This window comes from Roseisalinus antarcticus (genome assembly GCF_900172355.1).
In the GTDB taxonomy this organism is placed as follows: Bacteria; Pseudomonadota; Alphaproteobacteria; order Rhodobacterales; family Rhodobacteraceae; genus Oceanicola; species Oceanicola antarcticus_A.
The window spans coordinates 1-24,415 of record NZ_FWFZ01000019.1; the positions used below are offsets into that span (position 1 = coordinate 1).

The 24,415-nt window shown below is 66.7% G+C and carries 22 protein-coding genes; 15 read left to right on the top strand and 7 right to left on the bottom strand.

From position 1 onward, the window contains the following. On the top strand, positions 1–415 hold a 415-nt coding region (locus ROA7023_RS15470; RefSeq protein WP_234992256.1), incomplete at its 5' end, for an H-type lectin domain-containing protein. Between the two features lie 91 nt (positions 416–506). Here the strand turns inward: ROA7023_RS15470 and ROA7023_RS15475 are convergent. Continuing rightward, complete coding sequence (locus ROA7023_RS15475) at positions 507–752, bottom strand: hypothetical protein (protein ID WP_085879949.1); 246 nt, start codon at positions 750–752, stop codon at positions 507–509. Between the two features lie 242 nt (positions 753–994). Between ROA7023_RS15475 and ppk2 the strand changes: the two genes are divergently transcribed. Beyond that, positions 995–1,912 (top strand): polyphosphate kinase 2, encoded by a 918-nt coding sequence (gene ppk2 / locus ROA7023_RS15480; RefSeq protein WP_085879950.1) that lies wholly within the window; start codon positions 995–997, stop codon positions 1,910–1,912. A 22-nt stretch (positions 1,913–1,934) separates the two neighbouring features. On the opposite strand, the gene purD is transcribed toward ppk2, so the two are convergent. Then, a complete protein-coding gene (gene purD / locus ROA7023_RS15485) occupies positions 1,935–3,197 on the bottom strand; it encodes a phosphoribosylamine--glycine ligase (RefSeq protein WP_085879951.1) in 1,263 nt (420 codons plus the stop codon). 69 nt (positions 3,198–3,266) lie between these two features. Between purD and xseA the strand changes: the two genes are divergently transcribed. Further along, positions 3,267–4,808 carry an exodeoxyribonuclease VII large subunit gene (gene xseA, locus ROA7023_RS15490; RefSeq protein WP_085879952.1) on the top strand — a complete coding sequence of 514 codons (1,542 nt, stop codon included), beginning with the start codon at positions 3,267–3,269 and terminating at the stop codon, positions 4,806–4,808. Positions 4,809–4,855: 47 nt separating this feature from the next. Here xseA and ROA7023_RS15495 read toward each other — a convergent pair whose 3' ends face one another. After that, entirely contained in the window at positions 4,856–5,251 is a 396-nt protein-coding gene (locus ROA7023_RS15495; protein ID WP_143535583.1) for a hypothetical protein, read from the bottom strand. 46 nt (positions 5,252–5,297) lie between these two features. Beyond that, positions 5,298–6,332: an alkane 1-monooxygenase gene (locus ROA7023_RS15500; RefSeq protein ID WP_234992257.1), complete on the bottom strand. Its 1,035-nt coding sequence runs from the start codon at positions 6,330–6,332 to the stop codon at positions 5,298–5,300. A 106-nt stretch (positions 6,333–6,438) separates the two neighbouring features. Between ROA7023_RS15500 and ftsY the strand changes: the two genes are divergently transcribed. From ftsY to ROA7023_RS15520, 4 genes are all read left to right on the top strand, one after another. Next, positions 6,439–7,542: a signal recognition particle-docking protein FtsY gene (gene ftsY, locus ROA7023_RS15505; RefSeq protein WP_085880023.1), complete on the top strand. Its 1,104-nt coding sequence runs from the start codon at positions 6,439–6,441 to the stop codon at positions 7,540–7,542. 73 nt (positions 7,543–7,615) lie between these two features. Then, positions 7,616–8,302 carry a VPLPA-CTERM sorting domain-containing protein gene (locus ROA7023_RS15510; RefSeq protein WP_085879955.1) on the top strand — a complete coding sequence of 229 codons (687 nt, stop codon included), beginning with the start codon at positions 7,616–7,618 and terminating at the stop codon, positions 8,300–8,302. A 54-nt stretch (positions 8,303–8,356) separates the two neighbouring features. Continuing rightward, positions 8,357–9,259, top strand: a complete 903-nt coding sequence (locus ROA7023_RS15515) for an EamA family transporter (protein ID WP_085879956.1) — start codon at positions 8,357–8,359, stop codon at positions 9,257–9,259. Positions 9,260–9,268: 9 nt separating this feature from the next. After that, complete coding sequence (locus ROA7023_RS15520; protein WP_085879957.1) at positions 9,269–9,898, top strand: inner membrane-spanning protein YciB; 630 nt, start codon at positions 9,269–9,271, stop codon at positions 9,896–9,898. Here ROA7023_RS15520 and ROA7023_RS15525 read toward each other — a convergent pair. Both ROA7023_RS15525 and ROA7023_RS15530 read right to left on the bottom strand, forming a co-directional pair. Next, entirely contained in the window at positions 9,895–10,218 is a 324-nt protein-coding gene (locus ROA7023_RS15525) for a PilZ domain-containing protein (protein WP_085879958.1), read from the bottom strand. The two genes, ROA7023_RS15520 and ROA7023_RS15525, sit on opposite strands and share 4 nt — an antisense overlap. Before the next feature lie 27 nt (positions 10,219–10,245). Continuing rightward, positions 10,246–11,118 carry an alpha/beta hydrolase gene (locus ROA7023_RS15530; RefSeq protein ID WP_085879959.1) on the bottom strand — a complete coding sequence of 291 codons (873 nt, stop codon included), beginning with the start codon at positions 11,116–11,118 and terminating at the stop codon, positions 10,246–10,248. Between the two features lie 268 nt (positions 11,119–11,386). Here ROA7023_RS15530 and metZ point away from each other — a divergent pair, with 268 nt between their 5' ends. From metZ to ROA7023_RS15545, 3 genes are all read left to right on the top strand, one after another. After that, positions 11,387–12,562, top strand: coding sequence for an O-succinylhomoserine sulfhydrylase (gene metZ, locus ROA7023_RS15535; protein ID WP_085879960.1), 1,176 nt, complete (start codon positions 11,387–11,389; stop codon positions 12,560–12,562). Positions 12,563–12,645: 83 nt separating this feature from the next. Further along, positions 12,646–13,752, top strand: coding sequence for a GTP cyclohydrolase FolE2 (gene folE2 / locus ROA7023_RS15540; RefSeq protein WP_085879961.1), 1,107 nt, complete (start codon positions 12,646–12,648; stop codon positions 13,750–13,752). An 86-nt stretch (positions 13,753–13,838) separates the two neighbouring features. After that, a complete protein-coding gene (locus tag ROA7023_RS15545; protein WP_085880024.1) occupies positions 13,839–15,287 on the top strand; it encodes a TrkH family potassium uptake protein in 1,449 nt (482 codons plus the stop codon). Between the two features lie 23 nt (positions 15,288–15,310). On the opposite strand, the gene ROA7023_RS15550 is transcribed toward ROA7023_RS15545, so the two are convergent. Beyond that, positions 15,311–17,131, bottom strand: coding sequence for a serine protease (locus tag ROA7023_RS15550; protein WP_234992258.1), 1,821 nt, complete (start codon positions 17,129–17,131; stop codon positions 15,311–15,313). Between the two features lie 201 nt (positions 17,132–17,332). Between ROA7023_RS15550 and ROA7023_RS15555 the strand changes: the two genes are divergently transcribed. The 5 genes from ROA7023_RS15555 (at position 17,333) to ROA7023_RS15575 (ending at position 24,341) form a co-directional block, all read left to right on the top strand. Then, complete coding sequence (locus tag ROA7023_RS15555) at positions 17,333–18,253, top strand: glycine--tRNA ligase subunit alpha (protein ID WP_085879963.1); 921 nt, start codon at positions 17,333–17,335, stop codon at positions 18,251–18,253. Beyond that, positions 18,250–18,780 carry a DUF6446 family protein gene (locus ROA7023_RS15560; protein WP_085879964.1) on the top strand — a complete coding sequence of 177 codons (531 nt, stop codon included), beginning with the start codon at positions 18,250–18,252 and terminating at the stop codon, positions 18,778–18,780. Before ROA7023_RS15555 ends, ROA7023_RS15560 begins: the two co-directional genes overlap by 4 nt. Then, entirely contained in the window at positions 18,780–20,867 is a 2,088-nt protein-coding gene (gene glyS, locus ROA7023_RS15565) for a glycine--tRNA ligase subunit beta (protein ID WP_085879965.1), read from the top strand. Before ROA7023_RS15560 ends, glyS begins: the two co-directional genes overlap by 1 nt. 64 nt (positions 20,868–20,931) lie before the next feature. After that, entirely contained in the window at positions 20,932–23,499 is a 2,568-nt protein-coding gene (locus ROA7023_RS15570) for a putative PEP-binding protein (RefSeq protein ID WP_085879966.1), read from the top strand. A 155-nt stretch (positions 23,500–23,654) separates the two neighbouring features. Then, entirely contained in the window at positions 23,655–24,341 is a 687-nt protein-coding gene (locus tag ROA7023_RS15575) for a cell wall hydrolase (RefSeq protein ID WP_085879967.1), read from the top strand. The last annotated feature ends 74 nt before the right edge of the window (positions 24,342–24,415 follow it).

The window sequence follows — 24,415 nt, forward strand, 5'->3', positions numbered from 1 at the left end:
AACCCTGCATGTGGGCCTGTTTAGTGTAACGACGAGATTAGACAGGGACGTCTACGAGATTTTGCGGCGGCATTGTGAAAATCGAGGCCGTAAAATGGGTTGGCAGGGGTTAGGTCACCGATTCAGGTACCAGCATGGCGGGGATATGTGGACCGGCTCGGGCCCGCGGCAGATCGCGTCGGACCAGGTGTTTTCCGAAGCGTTTCGTGCGCCGCCGTCGGTGATGGTGTCGGTGTCGATGTGGGACATCGCCGCCGGATCGAATGCGCGCGCGGACGTGCGGGCCGAGGAGGTCACGGCGGCCGGGTTCCAGATCATCTTCAGCACTTGGGGCGACACACGGGTGGCGCGGATCCGGGTCGGCTGGATGGCGATCGGCGAGTTGCGGCATCCCGACGATTGGGACATCGAATGAGGGGTGGTTTGGCAGGCCGGTGCACGGCGCTGTTCGACGCGGCCCTTGATGGGCCGCTCGAAGGCGCCCCGCCCACCGTCCCGCAGGGCACCTAGCCGCAGGTGGCGCGGGCCGTATCCACGAAGTTGTCGTAGTTTACCCACATCCGTTCCGCCGCCGGCCGGTCGTCGATCTTCATCGCCTGGAGGGCTTCGGGATCCTCGAAATAGCTGGCGGCCGCCCGTTGTTCGCGGGCATTGAGGGTGCGCTTTGCCACCTCGTCGATGCAGCCGCAGATCTGCGCATTGGCCGAGGATCGACCCGCTGCGAGGCAAGCCTGCCCAACCTCGCCGGTCACGCCCCTGCTGCTGCCACAGGACGACAACGTCAGAATCGCCAGAATTATTACCAAACGATGCATGGTCCTGCCTCTGGACTGCCTCGATATACGCCGGTCCGCCCCTATTCCGGGTGTCGGACCTGACATGCTCAATTCTTATATCATGCCGCAGACGGCGGCCCGAGGCAATGAAATCCGTTTCCGGCCCGCGAAAGTGTCACACCGCCGTGATACCCTGTCCCTGACGATCGGAGGTGAGCATGGACGACGACATGGAACACGGGGCGGAGGACTGGCTGGGGGCCGAGCTTGCCGACTCCCTTGACGAGACGATGGAGCTGGAACTGGAGGACTCGGTTCTGTCGATGAAGATCCGGGAAATCTATCGCAAGAGCCACGGTCCCTCGATCCCGCGGCCTGAGTATTTCCGGTCGCTTTTGCATCTGCAATCGGAGCTGATCAAGCTGCAGGACTGGGTGGTTCACAGCGGCGAGAAGGTCGTGATCCTCTTTGAGGGGCGGGATTCGGCGGGCAAGGGCGGTGTCATCAAGCGGATCGCCCAGCGGCTCAACCCGCGGGTGGTGCGGACCGTGGCCCTGCCGGCGCCGTCGGACAGGGAGAAGACGCAATGGTATTTCCAGCGCTACGTGCCGCATCTGCCGGCCGGCGGGGAAATCGTGCTGTTCGACCGGTCGTGGTACAACCGGGCCGGTGTGGAGCGGGTGATGGGTTTCGCGACCATCGCGCAGGTGGAGCAGTTCTTCCAGGATGTTCCGGAGTTCGAGCGCATGCTGGTCCGCTCGGGTATCCGGCTTGTGAAATACTGGTTCTCGATCACCGACGAGGAACAGCAGATGCGGTTTCTGATGCGCATTCACGACCCGCTCAAGCAATGGAAGCTATCGCCGATGGACCTTCAGTCCCGGGTCCGCTGGGAGCAATACACCAAGGCCAAGGAGGAGATGTTCGCCAGGACCAACATCCCCGAGGCGCCGTGGTACATCGTGGCTGGCAATGACAAGAAACGGGCGCGGCTGAACTGCATCGACCACCTGTTGACCCTGTTCCCCTACGCCGAAGTGCCGCACGATGAGATCACCCTGCCGTCGCGGGTCTACAATTCGGATTACGAACGCGCGACGCTCCCACCCGAGCTTTACGTGCCCGAGAAACACTGATCCCGCCCCGGCGGGGGCCCGGTCAGAGGGCTCGCCAGCCGATGTCGGAGCGAAAGAAGCCGCCGGGCCAGTCGATGGCGCCCGCCAGGTCATAGGCGCGGTCGCGGGCCTCCTGCAGGGTGGCGCCCCGGCCGGTCACGCTCAGCACCCGGCCGCCGGCGGCCAGGATACGGCCGTCGGCCTCGGCGGTGCCCGCGTGGAAGGTCATCGCGAAGCTGTCCTCGGGCAGCCGATCCAACCCCTTGATCTCGGAGCCCTTTTCGTAGGATCCCGGATAGCCCTCCGCCGCCATGACGACCGTGAGGGCATGATCGTCGGCCCAGGCCGGGGCGACCTCGCCCAGGCGGCCCTCGGCGCAGGCCTGGAACAGGTCGAGCGCCTGGCCCCCCAGCCGCATCATCAGGACCTGCGCCTCGGGGTCGCCGAGGCGGACGTTGTATTCGACCAGCCGGGGCTGGCCGTCCTCGATCATCAGGCCGACATACAGGATCCCCCGGAAGGGAGTGCCCTGCCGCGCGAGCACCGCCATGGTCGGGCGGACGATCTCGTCCAGCGCCTTTTGCGCGACGCTGTCCGACAGGACCGGGGCGGGAGAATAGGCCCCCATGCCGCCGGTGTTGGGACCTTCGTCGCCGTCATGGGCGCGTTTGTGGTCCTGGGCCGTGCCGATCGGCAGGACCTCTTCGCCGTCCACCAGGCAGAAGAATGACGCCTCTTCCCCGGTCATGAACTCTTCGATCACCACTTCGGCGCCGGCGGCCCCGAACGCGCCGCCGAACATGTCGTCGAGCGCCGCGTGGGCGTCGTCCTCGCTCATGGCCACGGTGACGCCCTTGCCGGCCGCGAGCCCGTCGGCCTTGATCACGATGGGCGCACCCTGGGCCACGACATAGGCATGGGCCGCCGCGGCATCGACAAAACGGGCGTAGGCGGCTGTCGGCGCCGATGCCGCGTCGCAGATCGCCTTGGTGAAGCTCTTGGAGGATTCCAGCCGCGCCGCCGCGGCGGAGGGGCCGAGGACGACGAGCCCCGCCGCCCGAAGCGTATCCGCGACGCCGGCGGCGAGCGGGGCCTCGGGGCCGACCAGGACCAGATCGACGGCGTTTTCGGCGGCAAAGACGGCGATGGCATCGCCTTCCAGGATATCAAGCCCCGGGGTCTCGGCGATCTGGGCGATGCCGGCGTTGCCGGGGGCCACGATCAGGCGGTCGCATTTCGGGTTCTGCTTCACCGCCCAGGCCATGGCGTGTTCGCGCCCGCCGCTGCCCAGGATAAGGATGTTCATGGGGTCTCCCCGCTTGGCCTCGATCCTTCGGCGTTCTAGGGTGGCGGTCCATCCAGCACAAGGTGGCCCATGGACCTGATCGACGACCCGACGCCCGGACGCAATACCGCCGAATACACGGTCTCCGAGATTGCCGGTGCGGTGAAGCGGACGCTGGAGGACGAGTTCGGCCGGATCCGGGTGCGGGGCGAGGTCGGCCGGGTGTTCAAGGCCCGGTCCGGTCACCTCTACTACGACGTCAAGGATGATCGGAACGTGCTGGCCTGCACCACCTGGAAAGGCCAGGTCGGCGCGTTGTCGGTGATGCCGGAAGAGGGGCTCGAGGTCATCGTCACCGGGCGGCTGTCGGCCTTCGGGGCCCAGTCGAAATACAACCTGAACGTGGACGAGGTGGCCGTTGCCGGGGTCGGCGCCCTCATGGCCATGTTCGAAAAGCGCAAGAAATTGCTTGAAGCAGAGGGTTTATTCGCGCCCGAGCGCAAGAAAGTGCTGCCATACCTGCCCGATGTGATCGGGGTCGTGACCTCGCCGTCCGGCGCGGTGATCCGCGACATCCTGCACCGCCTGGCGGATCGGTTCCCGCGCAAGGTTCTGGTCTGGCCGGTCGCGGTGCAGGGCCAATCCTGCGCGGCCGAGGTCGCCCGGGCGATCGAGGGGTTCAACAGGATGGCGCCTGGCGGGGCGCTGCCGCGGCCTGACCTGCTGATCGTCGCCCGAGGCGGCGGATCGATCGAGGATCTTTGGGGCTTCAACGAGGAGATCGTGGCCCGGGCCGCGGCCGCGTCGGAGATTCCGCTGATCTCGGCGGTCGGGCACGAAACCGACACGACCCTGATCGACCATGTCGCCGACCGGCGCGCCCCGACCCCCACGGCAGCGGCGGAGATGGCCGTTCCGGTGCGCTCCGAGCTGAAGGCCTGGCTGGACGGGCAGGGTGCCCGGCTCAGCCGGCACGTGAGCCAGGCGCTGACCCAGCGTGGCCAGCGCCTGCGGGACCTCGCGCGGGGGCTGGGCCGGCCCGAGGCGCTGCTGGAGACCGCGCGTCAACGGCTCGACACCCAGGACAGCCGGTTGCCGAGGGCCCTGGGCACCGTGGTCTCGACCAGGCGACATCAGCTCGCCGAAGCGGCGGGCGGGCTGCGACCGGCGGCGCTTCGGACTGCCCTGGCGGACAGGCGGCGGGTGCTGGGCCGCGAAACCGCCCGCCTTGCCCCCGCCCTCGACCGGATCCTGAAGGCCCGCCGCGAGGCGCTGGAGCTGCGGGCGGGACGCATCGGTCTCGCGCCCCTGGAGCGTGACCTGGCCAGGGACGACCGGCGGCTCACGGAACTGGCCGCACGCTTCGGGCGGGTCGTGCACCAACAGCAGACCGGCCGCCGGGACAGGCTGGGAACGACAATGCGCCTGCTCGATTCGCTCAGCTACAAGGGAACATTGGCCCGCGGCTACGCGGTCGTGCGCGGCGACGGGGCGGTGGTGACCCGTGCGGTCGAGGCGAAAAAGGCGGCGGTCCTCGAGATCGAGTTTGTCGACGGGACGGTCACGCGCTCAATCTCCCGCGCCAAGGCGAAACGCTCGGCCCCCCCGCCGGATCAGGGCACGTTGTTCTGATCGGAGCGGTGGCAGAATATTCGCGAATATTCTGGGCGCTCCGAAGCTCAGGTCCCAAAATTCTCGCAGATCATTTCCTCGTCGCCCTCGCGGGCACGGTAGATCGCCGGCCGGTCCGGATCCTCGGTGAAAACGGTGCGAAGCCCGTCGCCGTCCTTGAAGACCTCCCAGCATTGGGGCGCCTCCGGGTCGATGTCATAGAGGAAACAGATCGAGTCGTCTTGCGGATACCATTCGCCGAGAGCGCATTGTCCGTCGAGAAAGGACCAAAGGACCCGGCGATCGGCCATGTAGCGTTCGATCCCGTAGGGTGCGCCGTCCACGAGAAAGGTCAGGGTACGGCCTTGGGTGATGGCGTCGAACGCCTCGGCGTCGAGCGGGGTCTCCGCCTGGGCCGACAGCGCCGTGCCGGAGATCAACGCGCATGTGACAAGCCACCTCATCGCACGACCTTGCATGCGCGGCGCTCCCAAGGCCAGACCTTGCCGGTCACTCCGCCGCGAGCGGCCCGACCTCGCGCTGGCGCAGGGCTCGCGGGTCCATGACGCGCCGCCAGAGGCGCGGCCAGAGAGCGACGCAGGCCATGACCGGCAGGCTGCGCGGCAGACGCGGGGCAGCTTCGGTCAGGCGCAGGTTCGGATAGGGCCGGGCGGGATGGGCGTGGTGGTCCGAATGGCGCGGCGCGTTCAACATCATGGCGGAGGTGAACCAATGGGGGGCGTTCCAGCTGTGCCGTTCCGCCACGGGTTCGGTCCGCCCGTCGGCCCCCTCCCGGCGCACCAACCCGTAATGCTGCACGTAGTCCGACAGCAGAAGCTGGCTCTGCGCGAAGCCGGCCAGCGCCAGAAGCGCCACGACCCCGCCCGCCCCGCCCAATAGGCCCGCCAGGCCCAGCGTCACTGCCGCGCCGCCCAGATAGATCAGGTAGGAATGGCGCCACCAGGCGCGTCCCGCCCTGGCCATCCGCTGGTTTTCCGCCCGGAGTCCCTCGCGGAATGACCCCCGCCAGGCCCGCCAGGCAAACCGGTAGTACCCCTCGCCGAGCCGCGCGGAGTTCGGGTCCTTCGGCGTGGCGACCCGGACATGGTGCACGAGGGGGTGGGCCGAGGCATGGTGGCCGAACAACATTGTGACATAGACCCAGGTTCCCAGCGTGCGGAGCCCGCGCCGGCCCCTGTGGATCAACTCGTGGGCGTTGGAATTGCCGACCTGGCCCATGAAAAGCCCCGTTCCGACGAACAGCACCGCCTTTTCCCATGGCACCAGCCACGCGCCCGCAAGGGCCGCGACGATGAGGGCGAGGACCGCGAAATGACCGCAGGCCAGCGCGATCGACAGCAGATCGGCCCTTGGAAACTCGGCCCCCGCCTCGCCCGCGGGAAGGACCCATGCCACGGCCTCGTCCAGCACCGCCGCCATGGCCGTGATCCATGCCAGGGCCAGGACCGGCCAGACTCCACCCCAGAGGGCGCCGGCGGCCAGCAACGGCACCGGTCCCAGCGCCGCGACGGCGAAATATGGCATCGGATTGCGCATGAGCCGCACATAGCACAGCGCGGCGTTCCGGTCTTGGCCCTTCCAAATGGTGCCCCCGGACGTTACCTGAGGCAAAACGACGCCCGGAGTGACCATGGCCTTCTTCACCAAGCTCAAGGACCGCCTGTTCAAATCCTCTTCCAAGCTGGAGCAGGGGCTAGATGCGATCGTCGATGAAGGCGCCACCGAAAAGCCGTCTGTGCCAGACCCGGCGCCCGCCGAGACCAGGCCGCCGCCGTCCGCGGCCCCGCCGCCATCACCGTCGACCGACAATACCGAAACGTCGAATTCCGAGAATTCCGAGAAGTCCGCAAGCCCCGGTTTCCTCGGTCGCCTGATGGGCGGCGCCGAGGGGACGGTCCAGCGGCGCATACTTGACGATGACATGCTCGAAAGCATCGAGGACCTGTTGATCTCGGCCGATATGGGCGTCGACACGGCGAGCCGGGTAACGGCAAACCTCGCTGAGGGACGCTTTGGCCGCCGCGTTTCCACCCTCGAGATCAAGCAGGCCCTCGCCGCCGAAGTGGCCCGAATCATGGAGCCGGTGGCCAGACCCCTGCCGCTTTACCCGACCAAGCCGCAGGTCGTTCTGGTGGTCGGCGTCAACGGCTCCGGCAAGACGACGACCATCGGCAAGCTCGCCTCGCAGTTCCGCGCGGCGGGCAAGAACGTCGTGATCGCAGCCGGCGACACCTTCCGCGCCGCGGCGGTGGAGCAGCTTCAGGTCTGGGGCGACCGCGCCGGCGTGCCGGTGCTGACGGCGCCCGAAGGATCCGACCCCGCGTCGCTGGCCTTCGATGCAATGACCCGCGCCCAGGCCGAGGGGGCCGACCTGCTGATGATCGACACTGCGGGGCGGCTGCAGAACCGCACCGACCTGATGGAGGAACTGGCCAAGATCGTCCGGGTGATCCGAAAGAAGGACCCGGACGCGCCGCACAACACTTTGCTGGTGCTGGATGCGACCACGGGTCAGAACGCGCTGAGCCAGGTCAAGACCTTCCAGGAACTCGCCGACGTCTCGGGGCTGGTGATGACCAAGCTCGACGGCACCGCAAAGGGGGGAGTTCTCGTGGCGCTTGCCGACAAGTTCGGTCTGCCGATCCATGCGATCGGCGTCGGTGAGCAGATCGACGATCTTGCCCCCTTCGACCCGGAGGAATTCGCCGCCGCACTGGTCGGGTTCGACGGCTGATCGTTAACAAATCCTTGACGTCGCGGAGATCGTTGCGATACTGACAGGTAAGGTATGTTAGAGGAGTACAAGCGTGTCATTTTTTTCAAACCTCAAAACGACGCTCGCGGTCGCTGCAATATCGGTTGGCCTGGCGAGTGCTGCCTCCGCCGTGACCTTCGATGCCCTGTCGGTCTCTGGCGGAGCGGTTGCAGGCAACCAGGTCTTCGGTGGGTCCCTTGGTGTGGATTTCAGTGTTAACAGCACGATCACAGTGTCCGCCCTCGGCGCGTTTGACGACGATGCCGACGGGATATCGGGGGCCATCAACGTCTGGCTCGTCGATCTCGGGACCCAGTCGGCGCTTGCGCAAAAGACGATTTCCGGTAGCGGCGATCCGCTCTCGGGACAGTTCCGCTACGCATCGCTGTTGTCTCCGCTGATCCTCGGCCCGGGCAGCTACAGCATCATCGCTTCCGGTTTTTCCGGTGCGGATCAGAACGGCAATGCGAACACGGGCAGCGGATTTCCGATTTTGACGTCGACTGGCGGCGGGCTCATCAGCTTCCTGGACAGCCGCTATGGGAACGATCCGAATCCGCTGTCTACCTTTCCGAGCTCGACAACTGTCGGAACCTTTTCGTGTAACGGCATCGCTGAAAATTGCTTCGCCGCGGGAAGTTTTGAATTCGCGGCAATTCCCCTGCCTGCCGGGGCGCTTCTGCTCTTGACCGGGCTTGGCGGCTTTGCGTTGCTGCGCCGCCGCACAGCCGTCGCCTGACAGGCTGACATCACACCCCCTTGCGCCTGACGCCATTCCGGCGAACAGAGGCGCATGGGGGACTTTCTCGTATCCATTGCCGGAACGCCCGACGGGGCCCGATTGGCAACGATGCTCGCGCTCATGTCGGCGCTGGCGCATGCCGTTTTCGGGGCGTTGCAGAAGGGGCGCCACGACCCCTGGTTGATGCGCGGGGCGATCGACCTCTGGCTGGTGATCTTCTCGGCGCCTGTGGCGCTGTTCGTGGTTCCCTGGCCAACGCCGACCACGGCGCTGTTCCTGGCGGGCGCGTGGGGGCTGCATTTCATTTACAAACTCACCGTGGCCCTTGCCTACGAGCGGGCGGCCTACACGGTGGTCTACCCGGTGATCCGGGGCACCGGCCCGCTGGTGACGGTCATCTTTGCCAGCCTGGTGTTCTCGGAGCATTTCACCGCGACCCAATGGGCAGGGGTCGCGTGCCTCTCGGGCGGTATCCTGCTTTTGGCGGTGCGCAACCTGACCGAAGAGAGCATCGACCCCCGTGCATTGCGAATCGGGCTGGCCTGGGCGCTGGCGGGCGGCATCATGGTCGCGCTCTACACGACGTTCGACGCGGCGGGCATCCGGCAATCGCTCAACCCGTTCACCTTCCTGGCCTGGTTCTTCTTCATCACGGCGCTGGATTTCCCGGTCATCGCGGCGCTCCGGATCCGGCGCGGCGGGGTGCCGGGCGGGTTCGGTTCCTTGCTGCGGCGGGGGGCGGCCGGGGCCCTGATCGCCTGGCTCAGCTTTGGCGGCGTGATGCTGGCGACCCGGCTCGACAAGGTCGGCGAGGCCGCCGTCCTGCGCGAGACCTCCACCGTCTTCGCGGCTCTGATCGGCTGGTTCATCCTCGGCGAGAAAGTCGGGCCGCGGCGGCTTTTTCTGATGGCCATGATCGCTCTTGGGGCTGTCATCGTCGAATTGGGAGGTTAAGGAGGCGACATGTCAGACCGACCGATCAATCCCGTCCTCAAGCAGGTCCTCGAACTGGGGCCCACCATCGTCTTCTTCCTGGCGTATCTCCGCCTGCGGGACGAGACCTTCACCATCGGCGGGGTGGAGTATTCCGGCTTCATCGTTGCGACGCTGGTCTTCATCCCGGTGCTTCTAGCCGCCATCGGCGTGCTTTGGGCGCTGACGCGCAAGCTGAGCCGGATGCAGATCTTCACCGCCTTCATGGTGATCTTCTTCGGCGGGCTGACGGCCTGGTTCAACGACGAGCGGTTCTTCAAGATCAAGACCACCATCGTCTATGGCGTCATGGCAGCACTTCTGGGCTTGGGCCTTCTGCGGCGGCAAAGCTGGCTGGAATGGGTCATCGGAGAGCTGATGCCCATGCAGCATGAGGGCTGGATGGTCCTGACCCGGCGCCTCGCCGCCTTCCTGGTGGTGCTGGCGCTGGCCAACGAGCTCATCTGGCGCACGCAAAGCACCGACCTGTGGGTCAAGCTCGAGACCTTCGCCTTTCCGGTCGCGCTGATCGCCTTTCTGTGGTGGCAGATCTTCGCCCTGCAGAAATACCTGATCGAGCCGCCTGACGCGACATCCCCGACGGACAAGGCCGACAGCTAAAGCTCCCGGAACCGGTGATAGCCGGCGGTGTTGCGGACCGCCCGGCTCGCCTCGACCGTGCCGCGGATCATCGCCATCTCGGCGTCCGACAGCGGCCGGTCGAATCGCAGGCCGACGAGGCCCGCGCGGCGCCAGACGACGCGGCCCCTGATCTCGGACATCCGGAGCACGAGCGCGACCCTGCTTCCGGGAGATTCGAACAGGCCCGCCACCCGGGCCCCGAATTCCGAAACATTCCGAATCTCGGCCCAGACCGGCCCCTGTGCGGTATGAAACCGTGCGGCGTAGTCGCACAATGCCCTGTGATCTCGGTGTTTCACGCGGCCCTCCCGAAGCTTCGGATAAGCCTAGCGGTGAACTCTTGCCAAAGCCCTAACGGGCGTGGGTCGGGGCGCCGGCCGGGCCAGCTGCGCCCGCAGCACGCCCAGCGGGGTCGCCTCCGGTGTCAGCAGGAGGACCCGGTAGAGCCGCCAGACGCCCGGCCGCAGATATCCCGACCAATGGCAGATCCGGACCCGGGGCGGCGCGATCGGAAAGCCCAGGGCAGCAAGGGCCTCGAGGCTCTCGGCCTGGTCCAGGGGCAGGTCCAGCCACCGCGCCATCGGCGGCCCTCTGCGCCCGAGCGTCGCCCCGCCCAGCGGCATCGCGATCCGCAGAAGCAGGTCAAATACGGCGTTTTCCCGGCCGGTGACACTGAATACCTCGGCGGCCCGGCCCGCCGCCGTCGCCATCCGCCGTTCGGCCTCGGTTCGGAAGGCCGCCGCCGAGATCAGCACGATCCGCGCCACCGCGCCCGCGGGCAGGCCGGGCAGGGCCCCCAGCGCCACCCGCGCCCCGAGGGAATGGGCGACGAGGTGAACCGACCGGTCCGGGGCCGCCTCGCGCACCAGGGCGATCAGGCGCGACAGCCGCCGCCCCGCCCGGGCCGAGGCCCGCCAGGCCCGCCAGATCGAGCCCCTGGCGTTCCAGCCAAAGCCGATGGCAAGCCCCGCCGCCCCGTGCAGATGCAGGTGTTTCGGCCAGGAGACGGCCTTCCAGCAGGCCCGGCCCGGGCGCAGGGAGAGGATGTGGTCATGGGGGTCGTGCGTCCTGCAGGCGGGCGAAAACTTGAAGCCATGGATCATGACCACCACCGGCGCACCCTCCGGAAGGCTCGCGAGCGCCCTGCGCAGGGCGCCGCTGTCGAAAGTGTCGTCGCTGTTGATCGAAAGGAGTGCCATGCCCGCCCCACAACATCTTGTGGCCGCTATTGCCAAAAGCATGCGACAGGTCCTTGAACTCTTTGTTAAGCCTGCGTGACGGTGACCCCCGCTTGACCGCAACACCCGCGCTCGCTAAGTCATTTTTCGTGGCGATTTGATTACCGGATTGCGGGCCACTATCGCGTGTTCTCGGACACGGGTGAAAACAAGCCGCTAAAGAGGTCAGGGGTCACGCCCCGATACCTTGCCCGGTGTCGGGGTTTTTTGATGCGCGAAAGGGACCCGCATGACCGATTGGGACAAAAAGACGAAGGCCGTTCACAGCGGCACCCGCCGCAGCCAGTACGGCGAGGTGTCCGAGGCGATTTTCCTTACCCAGGGCTTCGTCTATGACAGTGCCGAGGCCGCCGAGGCGCGGTTTCTGAAGGCCGGCGAGGATGAATTCATCTATGCCCGCTACGGCAACCCCACCGTCCGCATGTTCGAGGATCGGATGGCCGCGCTGGAAGGCGCCGAGGATGCCTTTGCCACGGCGTCGGGCATGGCCGCCGTCAACGCGGCGCTGACCTCGATCCTGCGGTCGGGCGACCATGTCGTGTCGTCGCGGGCCCTCTTCGGTTCGTGCCTCTATATCCTCGAGGACGTGCTCAGCCGCTACGGCGTCGAGGTGACCTTCGTCGATGGCACGGACCTCGACCAATGGGCGGAAGCGATCCGTCCCGACACCCGCGCGGTCTTTTTCGAGAGCGTGTCGAACCCGACGCTGGACGTGATCGACATCGAGGCGGTCTCACAACTCGCCCATGCTCAGGGCGCGATCGTGATCGTCGACAATGTCTTTGCCACGCCGGTCTTTTCGCGGGCGATCGAGCAGGGCGCGGACGTGGTCGTCTATTCCGCGACCAAGCATATCGACGGGCAGGGGCGTGCGCTGGGCGGCGTCGTGCTCGGCTCCAGGGAGTATATCCGCAAGACGCTGGAGCCCTATCTGAAACACACCGGGGGCAGCCTGTCGCCCTTCACGGCCTGGATGCTGCTGAAGGGGCTCGAGACCATGGACCTGCGCGTTCGCGCACAGTCAGCCTCCGCCTTGACCCTGGCGCGGCAGTTGTCGGGCCATGAGAAGCTCTCCCGCGTGCTCTACCCGGGTCTGCCCGACCATCCGCAGCACGCGCTGACGATGCGGCAGAACGGGACCGCCGGGACCGTGCTGGCGGTCGATTGCGGCACCAAGGATGCAGCCTTCAAGGTATTGAACGCGTTGCAGATCTGGACGATCTCGAACAACCTCGGGGATGCCAAGTCCATCGTGACCCACCCCGCCACGACCACTCACCAGAGGTTGCCGGAGGTGCAAAGGGCGGCACTGGGCATCACCGCGGGGCTGATCCGCCTGTCGGTCGGGCTGGAAGCGGTCGGGGATCTACTGGAAGATCTGGAGCAGGCGCTGGCGACGATCTGATGCGCACACTTTTCCGGCACGATATGTGGACATGGGCCCCTGCCGGTCCATATACAGTTTCTAGCCACAGAGGGGCCCTGCCAATGAACTTGCATGCACCTGATTTCGACCGCGAACCGACCAGATCCGAAGCCGAGGCCGCGCTGGCTGTGCTGCGCCGATGGGCAGGGGAGGCGAGCGCCGATGAAGTGGCCACGCTCGACCCCACGGTGGCCGCGCTGCTGCCGGGTCATGCGGGCGCAGAGTATCCAGCGTTGACGCGGGCCTATCCGGAGGCGTTCGAGGCGGACGCCGCCTATCGCGCGACCATGCCGGATCTGCAGAACGGCCCCGCGTCGCTGATCCGCGGCTGCGCCACCCAGATCCAGCATGTGGGGATCTCGAACTTTCGCCTGCCGATCCGGTTCCATACGCGCGACAACGGCGATCTGACGCTCGAGACCAGCGTAACCGGAACCGTGAGCCTGGAGGCCGAGAAAAAGGGCATCAACATGTCCCGGATCATGCGGACCTTCTACAAGCATGCGAACGAGACGTTTTCGTTCGAGGTGATCGAACGGGCGCTGGATGCCTACAAATCCGACCTGGAGAGCTTCGACGCGCGGATCCAGATGCGGTTTTCCTTCCCGATGCAGGTGCAGAGCCTGCGCTCGGGGCTGGAAGGGTTCCAGTATTACGACATCGCGCTGGAGCTGGTCGAGCGGGACGGCATCCGCAAGAAGATCATCCATCTCGACTTCGTCTATTCCTCGACCTGCCCCTGCTCGCTGGAGCTTTCCGAGCACGCGCGGCAGGTGCGCGGTCAGCTGGCGACGCCGCATTCGCAGCGTTCCGTCGCGCGGATAAGCGTCGAGGTGGACGGCTCCGCCCCCGGCTGCCTGTGGTTCGAGGACCTGATCGACATGGCCCGCGCGGCGGTGCCGACCGAGACCCAGGTCATGGTCAAGCGCGAGGACGAGCAGGCTTTTGCCGAGCTCAACGCCGCCAACCCGATCTTTGTGGAAGATGCGGCGCGGCTCTTTTGCGAGCAGTTGAAGGCCGACCCACGGGTCGGCGACTTCCGCATCGTGGCCAGCCACCAGGAAAGCCTGCACAGCCATGACGCGGTATCGGTGCTGACCGAAGGACCCACTTTCGCCGCCGAAAGCTTGGACCCGCGGCTGTTCATGACGTTGTTCCATGTCGGCTAGGTGCCAGATTATTCGCGAATAATCTGGGCCCGGAACCGCGGTTGGCACGCTTGACACTCTCTGTCGCGCGGGCCAACCGTTTCTCCATGCTGGACGTGCGCCCCGTTGGATATGTGATCGGTCTTCTCGTGGCGGCGCTGGGCGTGACCATGCTGGCACCGCTCGTCTCGGATCTTATCGCGGGCAACGGCCACTGGCCGGTCTTCCTGGAGGCCTCGGCGATGACCGTGCTGACCGGCGGGCTGACGGCGGTCGCCTGTTCCAACGGGGTGACGGAAGGGTTGACGATCCGCCAGACCTTCCTGCTGACGGTGCTGGTCTGGGTCGCGCTGCCGCTGTTCGGGGCCATTCCGTTTGTCATCGGCGCAACGAACCTGTCGCTGACCAACGCGTTTTTCGAGGCGATGTCCGGCCTGACCACAACCGGCGCCACGGTCCTGGGCGGGATCGAGGCGCTGCCGGAGGGGCTGAAGCTCTGGCGCGGCATCCTGCAATGGCTGGGCGGCATCGGGATCATCGTCGTCGCCATGGTGTTCCTGCCCGAGCTCAAGGTCGGGGGCATGCAGATTTTCCGGTCCGAGGCTTTCGACACGATGGGCAAGATCCTGCCCCGCGCGGCGGAGATCGCGTCGAGCATTTCGGTGATCTACGTGGGCCTCACCCTGTCCTGCGCCATGGCCTATGCCATGGCCGGGATGAACGGGTTCGATGCCATGGTCCACGCGATGACCACCGTCTCAACCGGCGGGATGGCCAATACCGATGCCTCTTTCGGGGCCTACGGGGCCGGGGCGCATTATGTTGCGGTTGTCTTCATGCTGCTCGCGGCGCTGCCGTTCGTCCGCTATGTCCAGATGATCGCGGGGGATCCCAAGCCGCTGTGGCGCGACAGCCAGATCCGCAGCTTCATCGCCACGGTCCTGGTCGTCGTGCTCGTCCTCACCGCTTTTCTGTTCGAGACCTTCCACGGCTATTCCGAGATCGCCTTCCGCGAAGCTCTGTTCAACGTTGTGTCGATCATGACCGGGACCGGCTTTGCCAGCGCGGATTACATGCTCTGGGGGCCCTTCGCCGTCGCGCTGTTCTTTTTCGTCGGCCTCATCGGGGGCTGCGCCGGGTCGACCTCCTGCTCGATCAAGATCTTCCGCTACCAGCTGCTGTTCGCCTCGATCAAGACGCAGATCAAGCGCATCCACTCGCCGCACGGGATGTTCACGCCGCGCTACGAGGGGCGGCCGGTGGGCGACGACGTGCTGAATTCCGTGATGGCCTTCTTCGTGGCCTTCATCGTCAGCATGGGGCTTTTCACCATCGCCATCGGCCTGACGGGAGAGGACCTGATAACCTCTGTCTCGGGGGCGGCGACGGCGCTGGGGAATATCGGCCCGGGGCTTGGTGACAAGATCGGCCCTTCGGGCAATTTCTACGACCTCAACGACAGCGCCAAGTGGCTGCTGGCCGCGGCGATGCTGGTGGGCCGGCTGGAGGTGATGGCGGTTCTGACGATCCTCACGCTGCGGTTCTGGCGCGACTGACCGCGCCAGATCCGGGCGCGTGGCTACCAGCAGCTGACCAGCACGGTCATCTCCGCGGCCCGCAGCGTCAGAAGTTCGGGCGTGATGGCCGCGATCGACGGGGTGGTCTGCACCGTGATCCCGACGCCGCGCAGGGAGGCGATGATCGCCTCGGCATCGGCGGCGAAGTTCACGTCCTTGGGCAGGACCCGCGTCCCGCTGTCGTCGCGGGGCAGCAACATGCCGAGCACGGCGCCGCCGTTGTCGAAGAGCGGTCCGCCCGCGTCCCCGTCCTCGACCTGGAGCGAGAGGCGCTTGACCTCTTCCTCGCCGGCAAGGCCGCGGATGTCTTCCAGCGTGCCGAAGGTCAGCGCCGGCGACGAGAGCAACCCGCCGAAGGGATAGCCGGCCACCGCCACCTCGGCGCGCAGCCGGGGCACGCTGGTCTGGAACTCCGCCACTCGAATCGGGGCAAGCCGCTCCGCGGGGCGCAAGACCGCGATGCCGAGGTCGGCGTCCATATGGGCCACGCTGGCGTCATAGCTGCCTTCGATGGTCAGCTCGGTGCAGCCCGTCGCGATCTCGGCACTGGTCAGCACGCTGCCGGCATTGTCGATGTAGAACCCCGACATGGTCTCGCGCGGCTGACGTATCTCGAGGCCGGCCACCAGGTTGACGCCCTGGTCCTCGTCAGGCGGCGCGATGGCGGGATCGAGCACCCCGTCGATCCGCGTGAAGCTCGACCGCATCTCGGCGAGAATGCGCGAGCGGCGCTCTTCGTCGCCGGTGGGCCAGATCAGCATGAAGCCCTTGATCGCCCCGTCCTCGCGCGTGGCATAGACGTAGGTGTGCAATTCCGGGCCGATGGCGTCGATCTCGAAGGCGCGGCTGCTGCGGCTACGCTCCCCCTCGGGGGGGACCAGGGCAAGCGATTGCAGGATCTCGTAGAACCCGAAGAACCGATCCTCGTCGCCAGGCTGGGAGATCAGCAGCACCTGCGCGGGCAGCGCGTCGCTGCGAGGCTCGAACTTGGCGAAGGGCGGCTGGTATTCGGCAAAGGCGACGGGGCCGGTGGGGATCACGATCTCGATCCCGGTCGCGTCGTCGCGGACGCGGGCCAGCTCCATCCCCTCGAGCACCGCGTTGTAGTCAGACAGCAGTTCGTTGCGCTGGCGCGTGGTCAGCACGCCGGTCGCCTCATAGCCCTTGTCCGCCTGCCAGCCGGCCATGGATCCGCGGGTGCCGCGGCCGAACAGCCCGTCGATGGTGGAGTTGTAATAGCCCGCCCATTGCAGGGCGATCTGAAGCTGCCGTTTTTCGTCGGGTCCGAGCAGCGCCTCGCTCTGCAGCGCCTCGCTGCGGGTCTCGTCGGGGACCGGCTCGGGCTCCGGCGGCGTCTCGATCACCGGCTCTGTCGGCACGTCTGCGTTCTCGATCGCCGCCGCCGCGCTTGCGGTGATGTCGTCCGGCGTCAGCACGTTGTCCTGGGCCGCGTCCGCGACGGCGTCGGGCAGGGGCTGCGCCTCCAGCGGGGCGCCGACGCCCACGGGATAGAATTGCTGTTCGAAATCAGCGCCGCTCACGGTGTAGCTGTCCGGAGGGATCTGGCCCCGCGCCAGAAGCTCGTTGAGCAGACGCCGCGCATCCTCCGCCTCGTAGGGGCCGAGGGCGATGCCGTAGTACCCGTTGCCGACCGAAAACCCCGCAACATTTTCCAGCCGGGACGCATAGCCGCGGGCGGCCTCTGCCGCGCCCTGCAGGGTGCGGCGGGCCTCGATCTGCAGCCAGAGCGTTTCCTGCGCGAAGGCCGACATCGGCAGCGCCATCGTCGTGCCAAGGAAAAGGCCAATCAGTCGTCTTGTCATGAATACCTCAGAAAATTCCATCGTGCCGCGCAAATCGCTGCAAATTCGGCCTGTTACGCTTGTCGATGCGAACCCTATCAAAGCGCGGCGCGACGTCAGCTTAAAAAGCAAGGCCCCCTCAAGGATTTGATCGGGCGTGGCGCGATTGACCCTTTCGGACAGGGGGCATAATGAGGCGCGACCCGCCGGAACGGAGCGCACATGGCCGAAAAACCTACCTGCTTTCAGGAGATCATCCTGCGCCTTCAGGCCTATTGGGCCGCCAGGGGTTGCGCCGTGCTGCAGCCCTACGACATGGAGGTTGGCGCCGGCACGTTCCACCCGGCCACCACGTTGCGGTCGCTCGGGACGCGTCCGTGGGCCGCCGCCTATGTCCAGCCGTCGCGGCGGCCGACTGATGGGCGCTATGGCGACAACCCCAACAGATTGCAGCATTATTACCAGTTCCAGGTGCTGATCAAACCCTCGCCGCCGGACCTTCAGGACCTTTATCTCGGCTCGTTGGCGGCGATCGGGATCGACATGGGCATGCACGACATCCGGTTCGTCGAGGATGACTGGGAAAGCCCGACGCTGGGCGCCTGGGGCCTGGGCTGGGAGGTCTGGTGCGACGGCATGGAAGTCTCGCAATACACCTATTTCCAGCAGGTCGGCGGCCACGATTGCCATCCCGTCTCCGGAGAGCTGACCTACGGGCTGGAGCGTCTCGCGATGTATGTCCTTGGCATCGATCACGTCATGGACATGCCCTTCAACGCGCCCGGCTCGCCGCAGCCGCTGACCTACGGCGACATCTTCCGGCAGACCGAGCGCGAGTATTCGCGCTGGAACTTCGACATCGCCGACACCGACATCCTGCTGCGCCATTTCGAGGAGGCCGAGGCCGAGTGCACCCGCATCCTGCAGGCGCCCGAGGTCGACCCCAAGACCGGCCGGCACATCATCATGGCGCATCCGGCCTATGACCAGTGCATCAAGGCGTCCCATCTGTTCAACCTGCTCGACGCGCGGGGCGTGATTTCCGTGACCGAGCGGCAGGCCTATATCGGCCGGGTCCGGGCGCTCGCCAAGCTCTGCGCCGATGCCTTCGTGCAGACAGAGGCCGGCGGGGCCGCGGCATGAACGCCACCCGCATCGCCATCCTCGCGATCCTCGTCTCGGCGCTCGCCGCCGGGTTGGGGCTCTATTACCTGCAGGTCTACTACTATTATGAACGGATTCCGGTGGAGTCCGCAGATGTGCAATTGACCCGGGCCGATACCGGCCTGCCAGAGGTCGTCATGATCGAAAACTACAAGGGCATCGACGCGACGTCCTCTCCGATCCGGTATCGCGCCTGCTTCGACCTGGGCCGCCCGGTGGCGGAACTGGCCGAGATCTATGCGCCCTACGAAGCAGCCGAGCCCCTGGTGGCGCCAGGCTGGTTCGATTGCTTCGATGCCGAGGAGGTCGGCGACGCGCTGACCGAGGGCCGGGCTGTCGCATTCCTGGGTGTCGAGAACATCCGATACGGCATCGACCGCGTGGTCGCTGTCTTTCCCGATGGCCGCGCCCGGTCGTGGCATCAGATCAACGCTTGCGGCGAGGTCGTCTTCGACGGAAACCCGGCCCCCGAGGGCTGTCCGCCGCCACCCGAAAGTATGCAGTAATGCCTGACCTTCTGATCGAACTCTTCTCCGAGGAAATTCCCGCCCGGATGCAGGCCAAGGCTTCGGAAAACCTGCGCAAAATGGTTGCCGACGGGCTGGTCGAGGCGGGGTTGACCTACGCCTCGGCGGCCAGTTTCGCCACGCCCCGGCGTCTTGCGCTGACCATCGACGGGCTGACGGCCGAGAGCCCGGACACGCGCGAGGAGCGCCGCGGCCCCAAGGTCGGCGCACCCGACAAGGCGATCGACGGCTTTTGCCGGGGCGCGGGCGTGGAGCGGTCCGCGCTCGAGACCCGCGATACCGGCAAGGGCGAATTCTACTTCGCCGTGATCGCGCGAAAGGGTCGCAAGGCCCCCGAGATCGTGGCCGAGACGCTGGATCGGACGATCCGCAATTTTCCCTGGCCCAAGTCCATGCGCTGGGGCGACGGCACCTTGCGCTGGGTGCGTCCGCTGCAGTCTATCCTGTGCATCCTGACCGACGAGGCCGGGGCAGAGGTCGTCCCGTTCGAGATCGAGGGGGTCACCGCCTCCAACACCACGCGCGGCCACCGGTTCATGGCGCCGGACGCCTTTTCCGTCGCGAATTTCGATGATTACGAGACCAAGCTGAAGCGGGCAAAGGTGGTGCTTCGAGCCGATGAACGGGCCGATGCCATCTGGCATGACGCGACCAACCGCGCCTTCGCCGCCGGGTTGGAGCTGGTCGAGGATCCGGGGCTTCTGGCCGAGGTTGCCGGGCTGGTGGAATGGCCCGTGGTGCTGATGGGCGAGATCGGCGCCGATTTCCTGGGCCTGCCGCCGGAGGTGTTGCAAACCTCGATGAAGGAACACCAGAAATTCTTCTCGGTCCGCGACCCGAAATCGGGCCGGATCGTGCGCTTCGTGACCGTGGCGAACATCGAGGCACCCGACGATGGGGCTACGATCCTGGCCGGCAACCAGAAGGTTCTGGCGGCGCGGCTGTCGGATGCAAAATTCTTTTGGGAGAATGATTTGCGCGTCGCGGGCGCGGGCATGACCCCGTGGCTCGACGCGCTGGAAAACGTCACCTTCGAGCGGCGGCTCGGCACCCAGCGCGACCGGATCGAGCGGATCGCGGCGCTGGTGCGCGAAATCGCCCCGCTCGTCGGCGCGGAGCCGGATCTGGCAGAGCGGGCAGCGCGGGTGGTCAAGGCGGACCTGTCCTCGGAAATGGTCTATGAATTCCCCGAACTTCAGGGGCTTATGGGGCGGTATTACAGTGAGGCGGCAGGCCTGCCTGCAGAGGTCGCCGCCGCCTGCCAAGAGCATTACTCGCCCCTCGGCCCGTCCGACGCCGTGCCGAGCGCCGCAGTTTCGGTGGCCGTCGCGCTGGCCGACAAGCTCGACACGCTGACCGGGTTCTGGGCGATCGACGAGAAGCCGACCGGCTCCAAGGACCCGTTCGCCCTGCGCCGCGCGGCGCTTGGGGTGATCCGGCTGATCCTGGCCAATGGCTTGGAGACCGGCCTTGCCGGGCACCTGCGGCAGGCTGCGGGGCTGCACCGCTGGGCTGACGAGCAGGCACCGGAGCAGGGGGTCGTCGACCTTGTCGGGTTCTTTCACGACCGGCTCAAGGTGCACCTGCGCGACGAGGGCGTAAGATACGACGTCATCGACGCCTGCCTCGCCATGCCGGGCAGCGATGATCTGGCGCTTCTGGTCAAGCGGGCCGAGGCGCTGGCGGCCTTCCTCAAGACCGACGATGGGGAGAACCTGCTGCAGGGCTTCAAGCGGGCCAACAACATCCTGACCCAGGCCGAGGAGAAGGACGGGGTCGAGTATTCCTTTGGCGCCGATCGAAAATTCGCAGAAGGGCCTGAAGAGATCGCGCTATTCGATGCGCTCGACGCGGCCGACCCCCGGATCGCCGCGGCGATGCAGGCCGAGAATTTCGCGGCGGCCATGGGCGCGATGGCGGGGCTGAGGGCGCCGACGGATGCCTTCTTCGACGCGGTGCAGGTCAATGCCGACAGCGGGGTCGTCCGTCGCAACCGATTGAATTTGCTGAGCCGTATTCGCGGGCTCTGCCTCTCCGTTGCCGATCTGACCCGGATCGAGGGCTGACCCGCAAGGTTTTCTTTGCATCGCATCCTTCAAGCGTTATGGTCCGCGACGAAGGGATGCCGCAGTGCAGAAAGAGTTCGATTACGCCGACGTGACGTTGATTGCGCCCGATGCAGCCATGTCTCCGGCGGTGCATGGCGGGCGGGCGAAATGCCTGCAAAGGCTGGTCCGGCTGGGGATGCCGGTGCCCACGACGGTCGCGCTCAGCTTTGCCGCGGTGCGCAAGATCGCCGCCGGCGAGGTCCCCGACATCAACGCCATTCTGCAACCGTTCGGGCCGGAGCCGCTGCTGTCAGTGCGCCCCTCCAGCCAGTCGCCTGATTGGGGCGGGCCGGGCGCTATCCTCAACGTCGGCATGTGCGACAGCCGCTACGAGGCCATGTGCGGCCAGATCGGCGAACAGGCGGCGACCTCTCTCTACCTGCGGTTCATCCAGAGCTATGCGACCCACGTCGCGCGGCTGGATGACGAGGCCTTCGATCTGCCCGAGATTCCGGACCGGGCCGCGCTGGCGCGGGTCATGCAAGCCTACGAGGAAGAGGCCGAAGAGCGGTTTCCCCAAGATGTGCGTCGGCAGCTCTCCGATATCCTGGGCTCCATGTCGCGGGCCTGGGAAGGCACCTCGGCGCGGCTGTTGCGCCGGGCCAAGGGGGCGCCGCCGGACGCGGGCCTCGGCCTGGTCGTGCAAGCCATGGCGCTGGGTGTGGGGCAGGGCGAGTGCGGCTCCGGTGTGATCCAGTTCGTTGACCCGTCCACCGGCCAGCCCCAGGTGCGCGGGCGCTACCTCAGCCAGAGCCAGGGGCGCGACGCGCTGTCGGCGCCGTCCGGTGCGCTCTATCTGACCCGCGATCCGCGGGGGCCCTCGCTCGAGGAGCAGTTGCCCGAGACCTTCGGTGACCTGATTGCCTATGGCGACCGGACGCGGACCCGCCTGCGCGAGGAAATGCAGCTGGAATTCACGCTCGATGGAGGGCAGCTCGCGATTCTCGACGCGGTGCGGGTGGCCCGGACGTCACGGGCGACGGTGCGGATCGCGGTCGACCTGGCGCTCGACGGGGTGATCTCGCCGGAAGAGGCGGTGACCCGTGTGGACCCGGCGGCCCTGTCTGAATTGCTGCACCGGCAGGTGGATCCGGCAGCGTCGCGGGATCGGGTCACGCGCGGCATCGCCGCCAGCCCCGGCGCCGCGACCGGACGCATCGTGCTGACCGCCAATGACGCCCAGGCCAGCGCCGCGCGGGGGGAGGACTGCATCCTCGTCCGGCGCGAGACCTCGTCCGAGGACATCCGCGGCATGCATGCGGCGGTGGGGGTTCTGACCATGCGCGGCGGTGTGACCAGCCACGCGGCCGTCATCGGGCGCGGGCTGGGCCTGCCGTGCGTCGTCGGCGCGTCGGATCTGCGGATCGACCGCAAGCACAAGGTGCTGATCGCGGCGGACGGCCGGCAGTTCCGCGAAGGCGACGTCGTGACCGTGGACGGCACCACCGGCGATGTTCTGGCGGGCGAACCGGCGATGCTCGAGGCGGCGCTGGACGAGGCGTTTCAACAGCTGCTGACCTGGGCCGACGATTTCCGCGACATCGGCGTGCGCGCGAACGCGGACACGCCGGCGGATGCGCAGACCGCCCGCAACTTCGCGGCCGAGGGCATCGGGCTTTGCCGGACGGAGCACATGTTCTTCGAAGGCGAGCGCCTGTCGGTGATGCGCGAGATGATCTTTGCCGACAAGGGTGAGGATCGGACCGCCGTGCTCGAACGACTGCTGCCGATGCAGCGCGCCGATTTCATGGATTTGTTCGAGATCATGGCGGGGCATCCCGTCTGCATCCGCCTGTTCGATCCGCCGCTGCACGAATTCCTGCCCTCGGACAATGCGGGCATCCGCGAATTGGCCGACGTGCTGGACCTTCAGCTGTCGGATGTCACGCGGCGGATCGAGGAGCTTGAGGAATACAATCCCATGCTGGGGATGCGGGGCGTGCGACTGGGGATCACGGTTCCCGAGATCTACGAGATGCAGGCCCGGGCGATCTTCGAGGCCACCATCGCCGCCTCGCGCAAGGGGGCGGCGGTGGTGCCCGAGATCATGATCCCGCTGGTCTCGGCGATGCGCGAGGTCGAACTGGTCAAGAACCGGCTCGATGCGATCGCCGTGAAGGTCCGCAACGAGACGGGAGCCAGCTTCACCTACCGTCTCGGGGTGATGGTCGAGACGCCGCGCGCCGCGCTGCGGGCCGGCGATATCGCGCTGCATTCGGCGTTCCTGTCCTTCGGGACGAACGACCTGACCCAGATGACCTACGGGCTGAGCCGGGACGACGCCGGGCGGTTCATGTCGGCCTACGTGCAGCAACGGGTATATGACGAGGATCCGTTCCACACGCTGGACCTCGAAGGGGTCGGCGAGCTTCTGACCATGGGCGCCGAGCGGGCGCGGGACGCGGTGCCCGACATCGTGCTGTCGATCTGCGGCGAGCATGGCGGGGCGCGCTCGGCCATCGAGTTCTCGCGGCAGCGCGGTCTCAACTATGTGTCGTGCTCACCCTTCCGCGTACCCATTGCGCGGCTTTCCGCCGCCCAGCTGGCGCTGGCCGATCGGCGGTCGAGTGCAGGTCTAGAGGACGTCTGAGCGCAAGCCACCACATTTGGAGGCGTCTTGCGATCCCGGCCCGTCAAGGCGCCGGTTGACCGGCGTGTTCCGGGGGGCGGCTGGAAATCCTGACCTTTCTGACGTATGACCGCGCGAATTGCGCGGATCCGATCCGCGGGACGAGATGTGAGAGGATGAACATGACCTGGGGACGGACGTATCTGCGTACGGCCGCTGCGGCGGCTTTGGTGTTTTCGACTTTGGCTGTCGGCCTGCCCGGACCTGCCGCGGCGCAAGAATTGATGGCGGCCCGGCTTGAGGCGCTGCTCGGCCAGGAGCGGCAGGCCCTGCGGGTCGTGCCCTCGAACCGGCTCGCCGCCCTCACGGCGCCGCCGACCGCGCAGGCCACCCGTCCCGCCGGGGATTTTTCGTATGACGAGCGTTTCGTGGCCGCCCAGCCGGTTGCGACCGGTGGGTCGCAATGGCGCTGCCTGACCGAGGCGCTGTATTTCGAGGCGCGAGGCGAGGACCTGGCCGGGCTCTTTGCGGTGGGTGAGGTCATCCTGAACCGGGTCGACGATCCGCGTTTTCCCGGATCGGTCTGTTCGGTGGTGAACCAGGGGACGGGGCGGCAGTTCGCCTGCCAGTTCACCTATACCTGTGATGGGCGGCCCGAGACCGTCAACGATCAGCGCTCCTGGCGCCGCGTCGGGAAGGTGGCCCGCTTGATGATTGACGGGGCCCCCCGTGCCCTGACGGAAGGCGCGACCCATTATCATACCCGCGCGGTCAACCCGAACTGGGCGCGGCGGTTTCCGCGGACCACGTCTCTTGGGGTGCACCACTTTTATCGCTGGCCCCTGCGCACCGCCTCGAACTGAGGCGCGAGGCGCCCCGCCGGTCCCTTGCGGAGCGGGGCCTGGGGCCCCGCGCCCTATATGTCGGCCTACGGGCA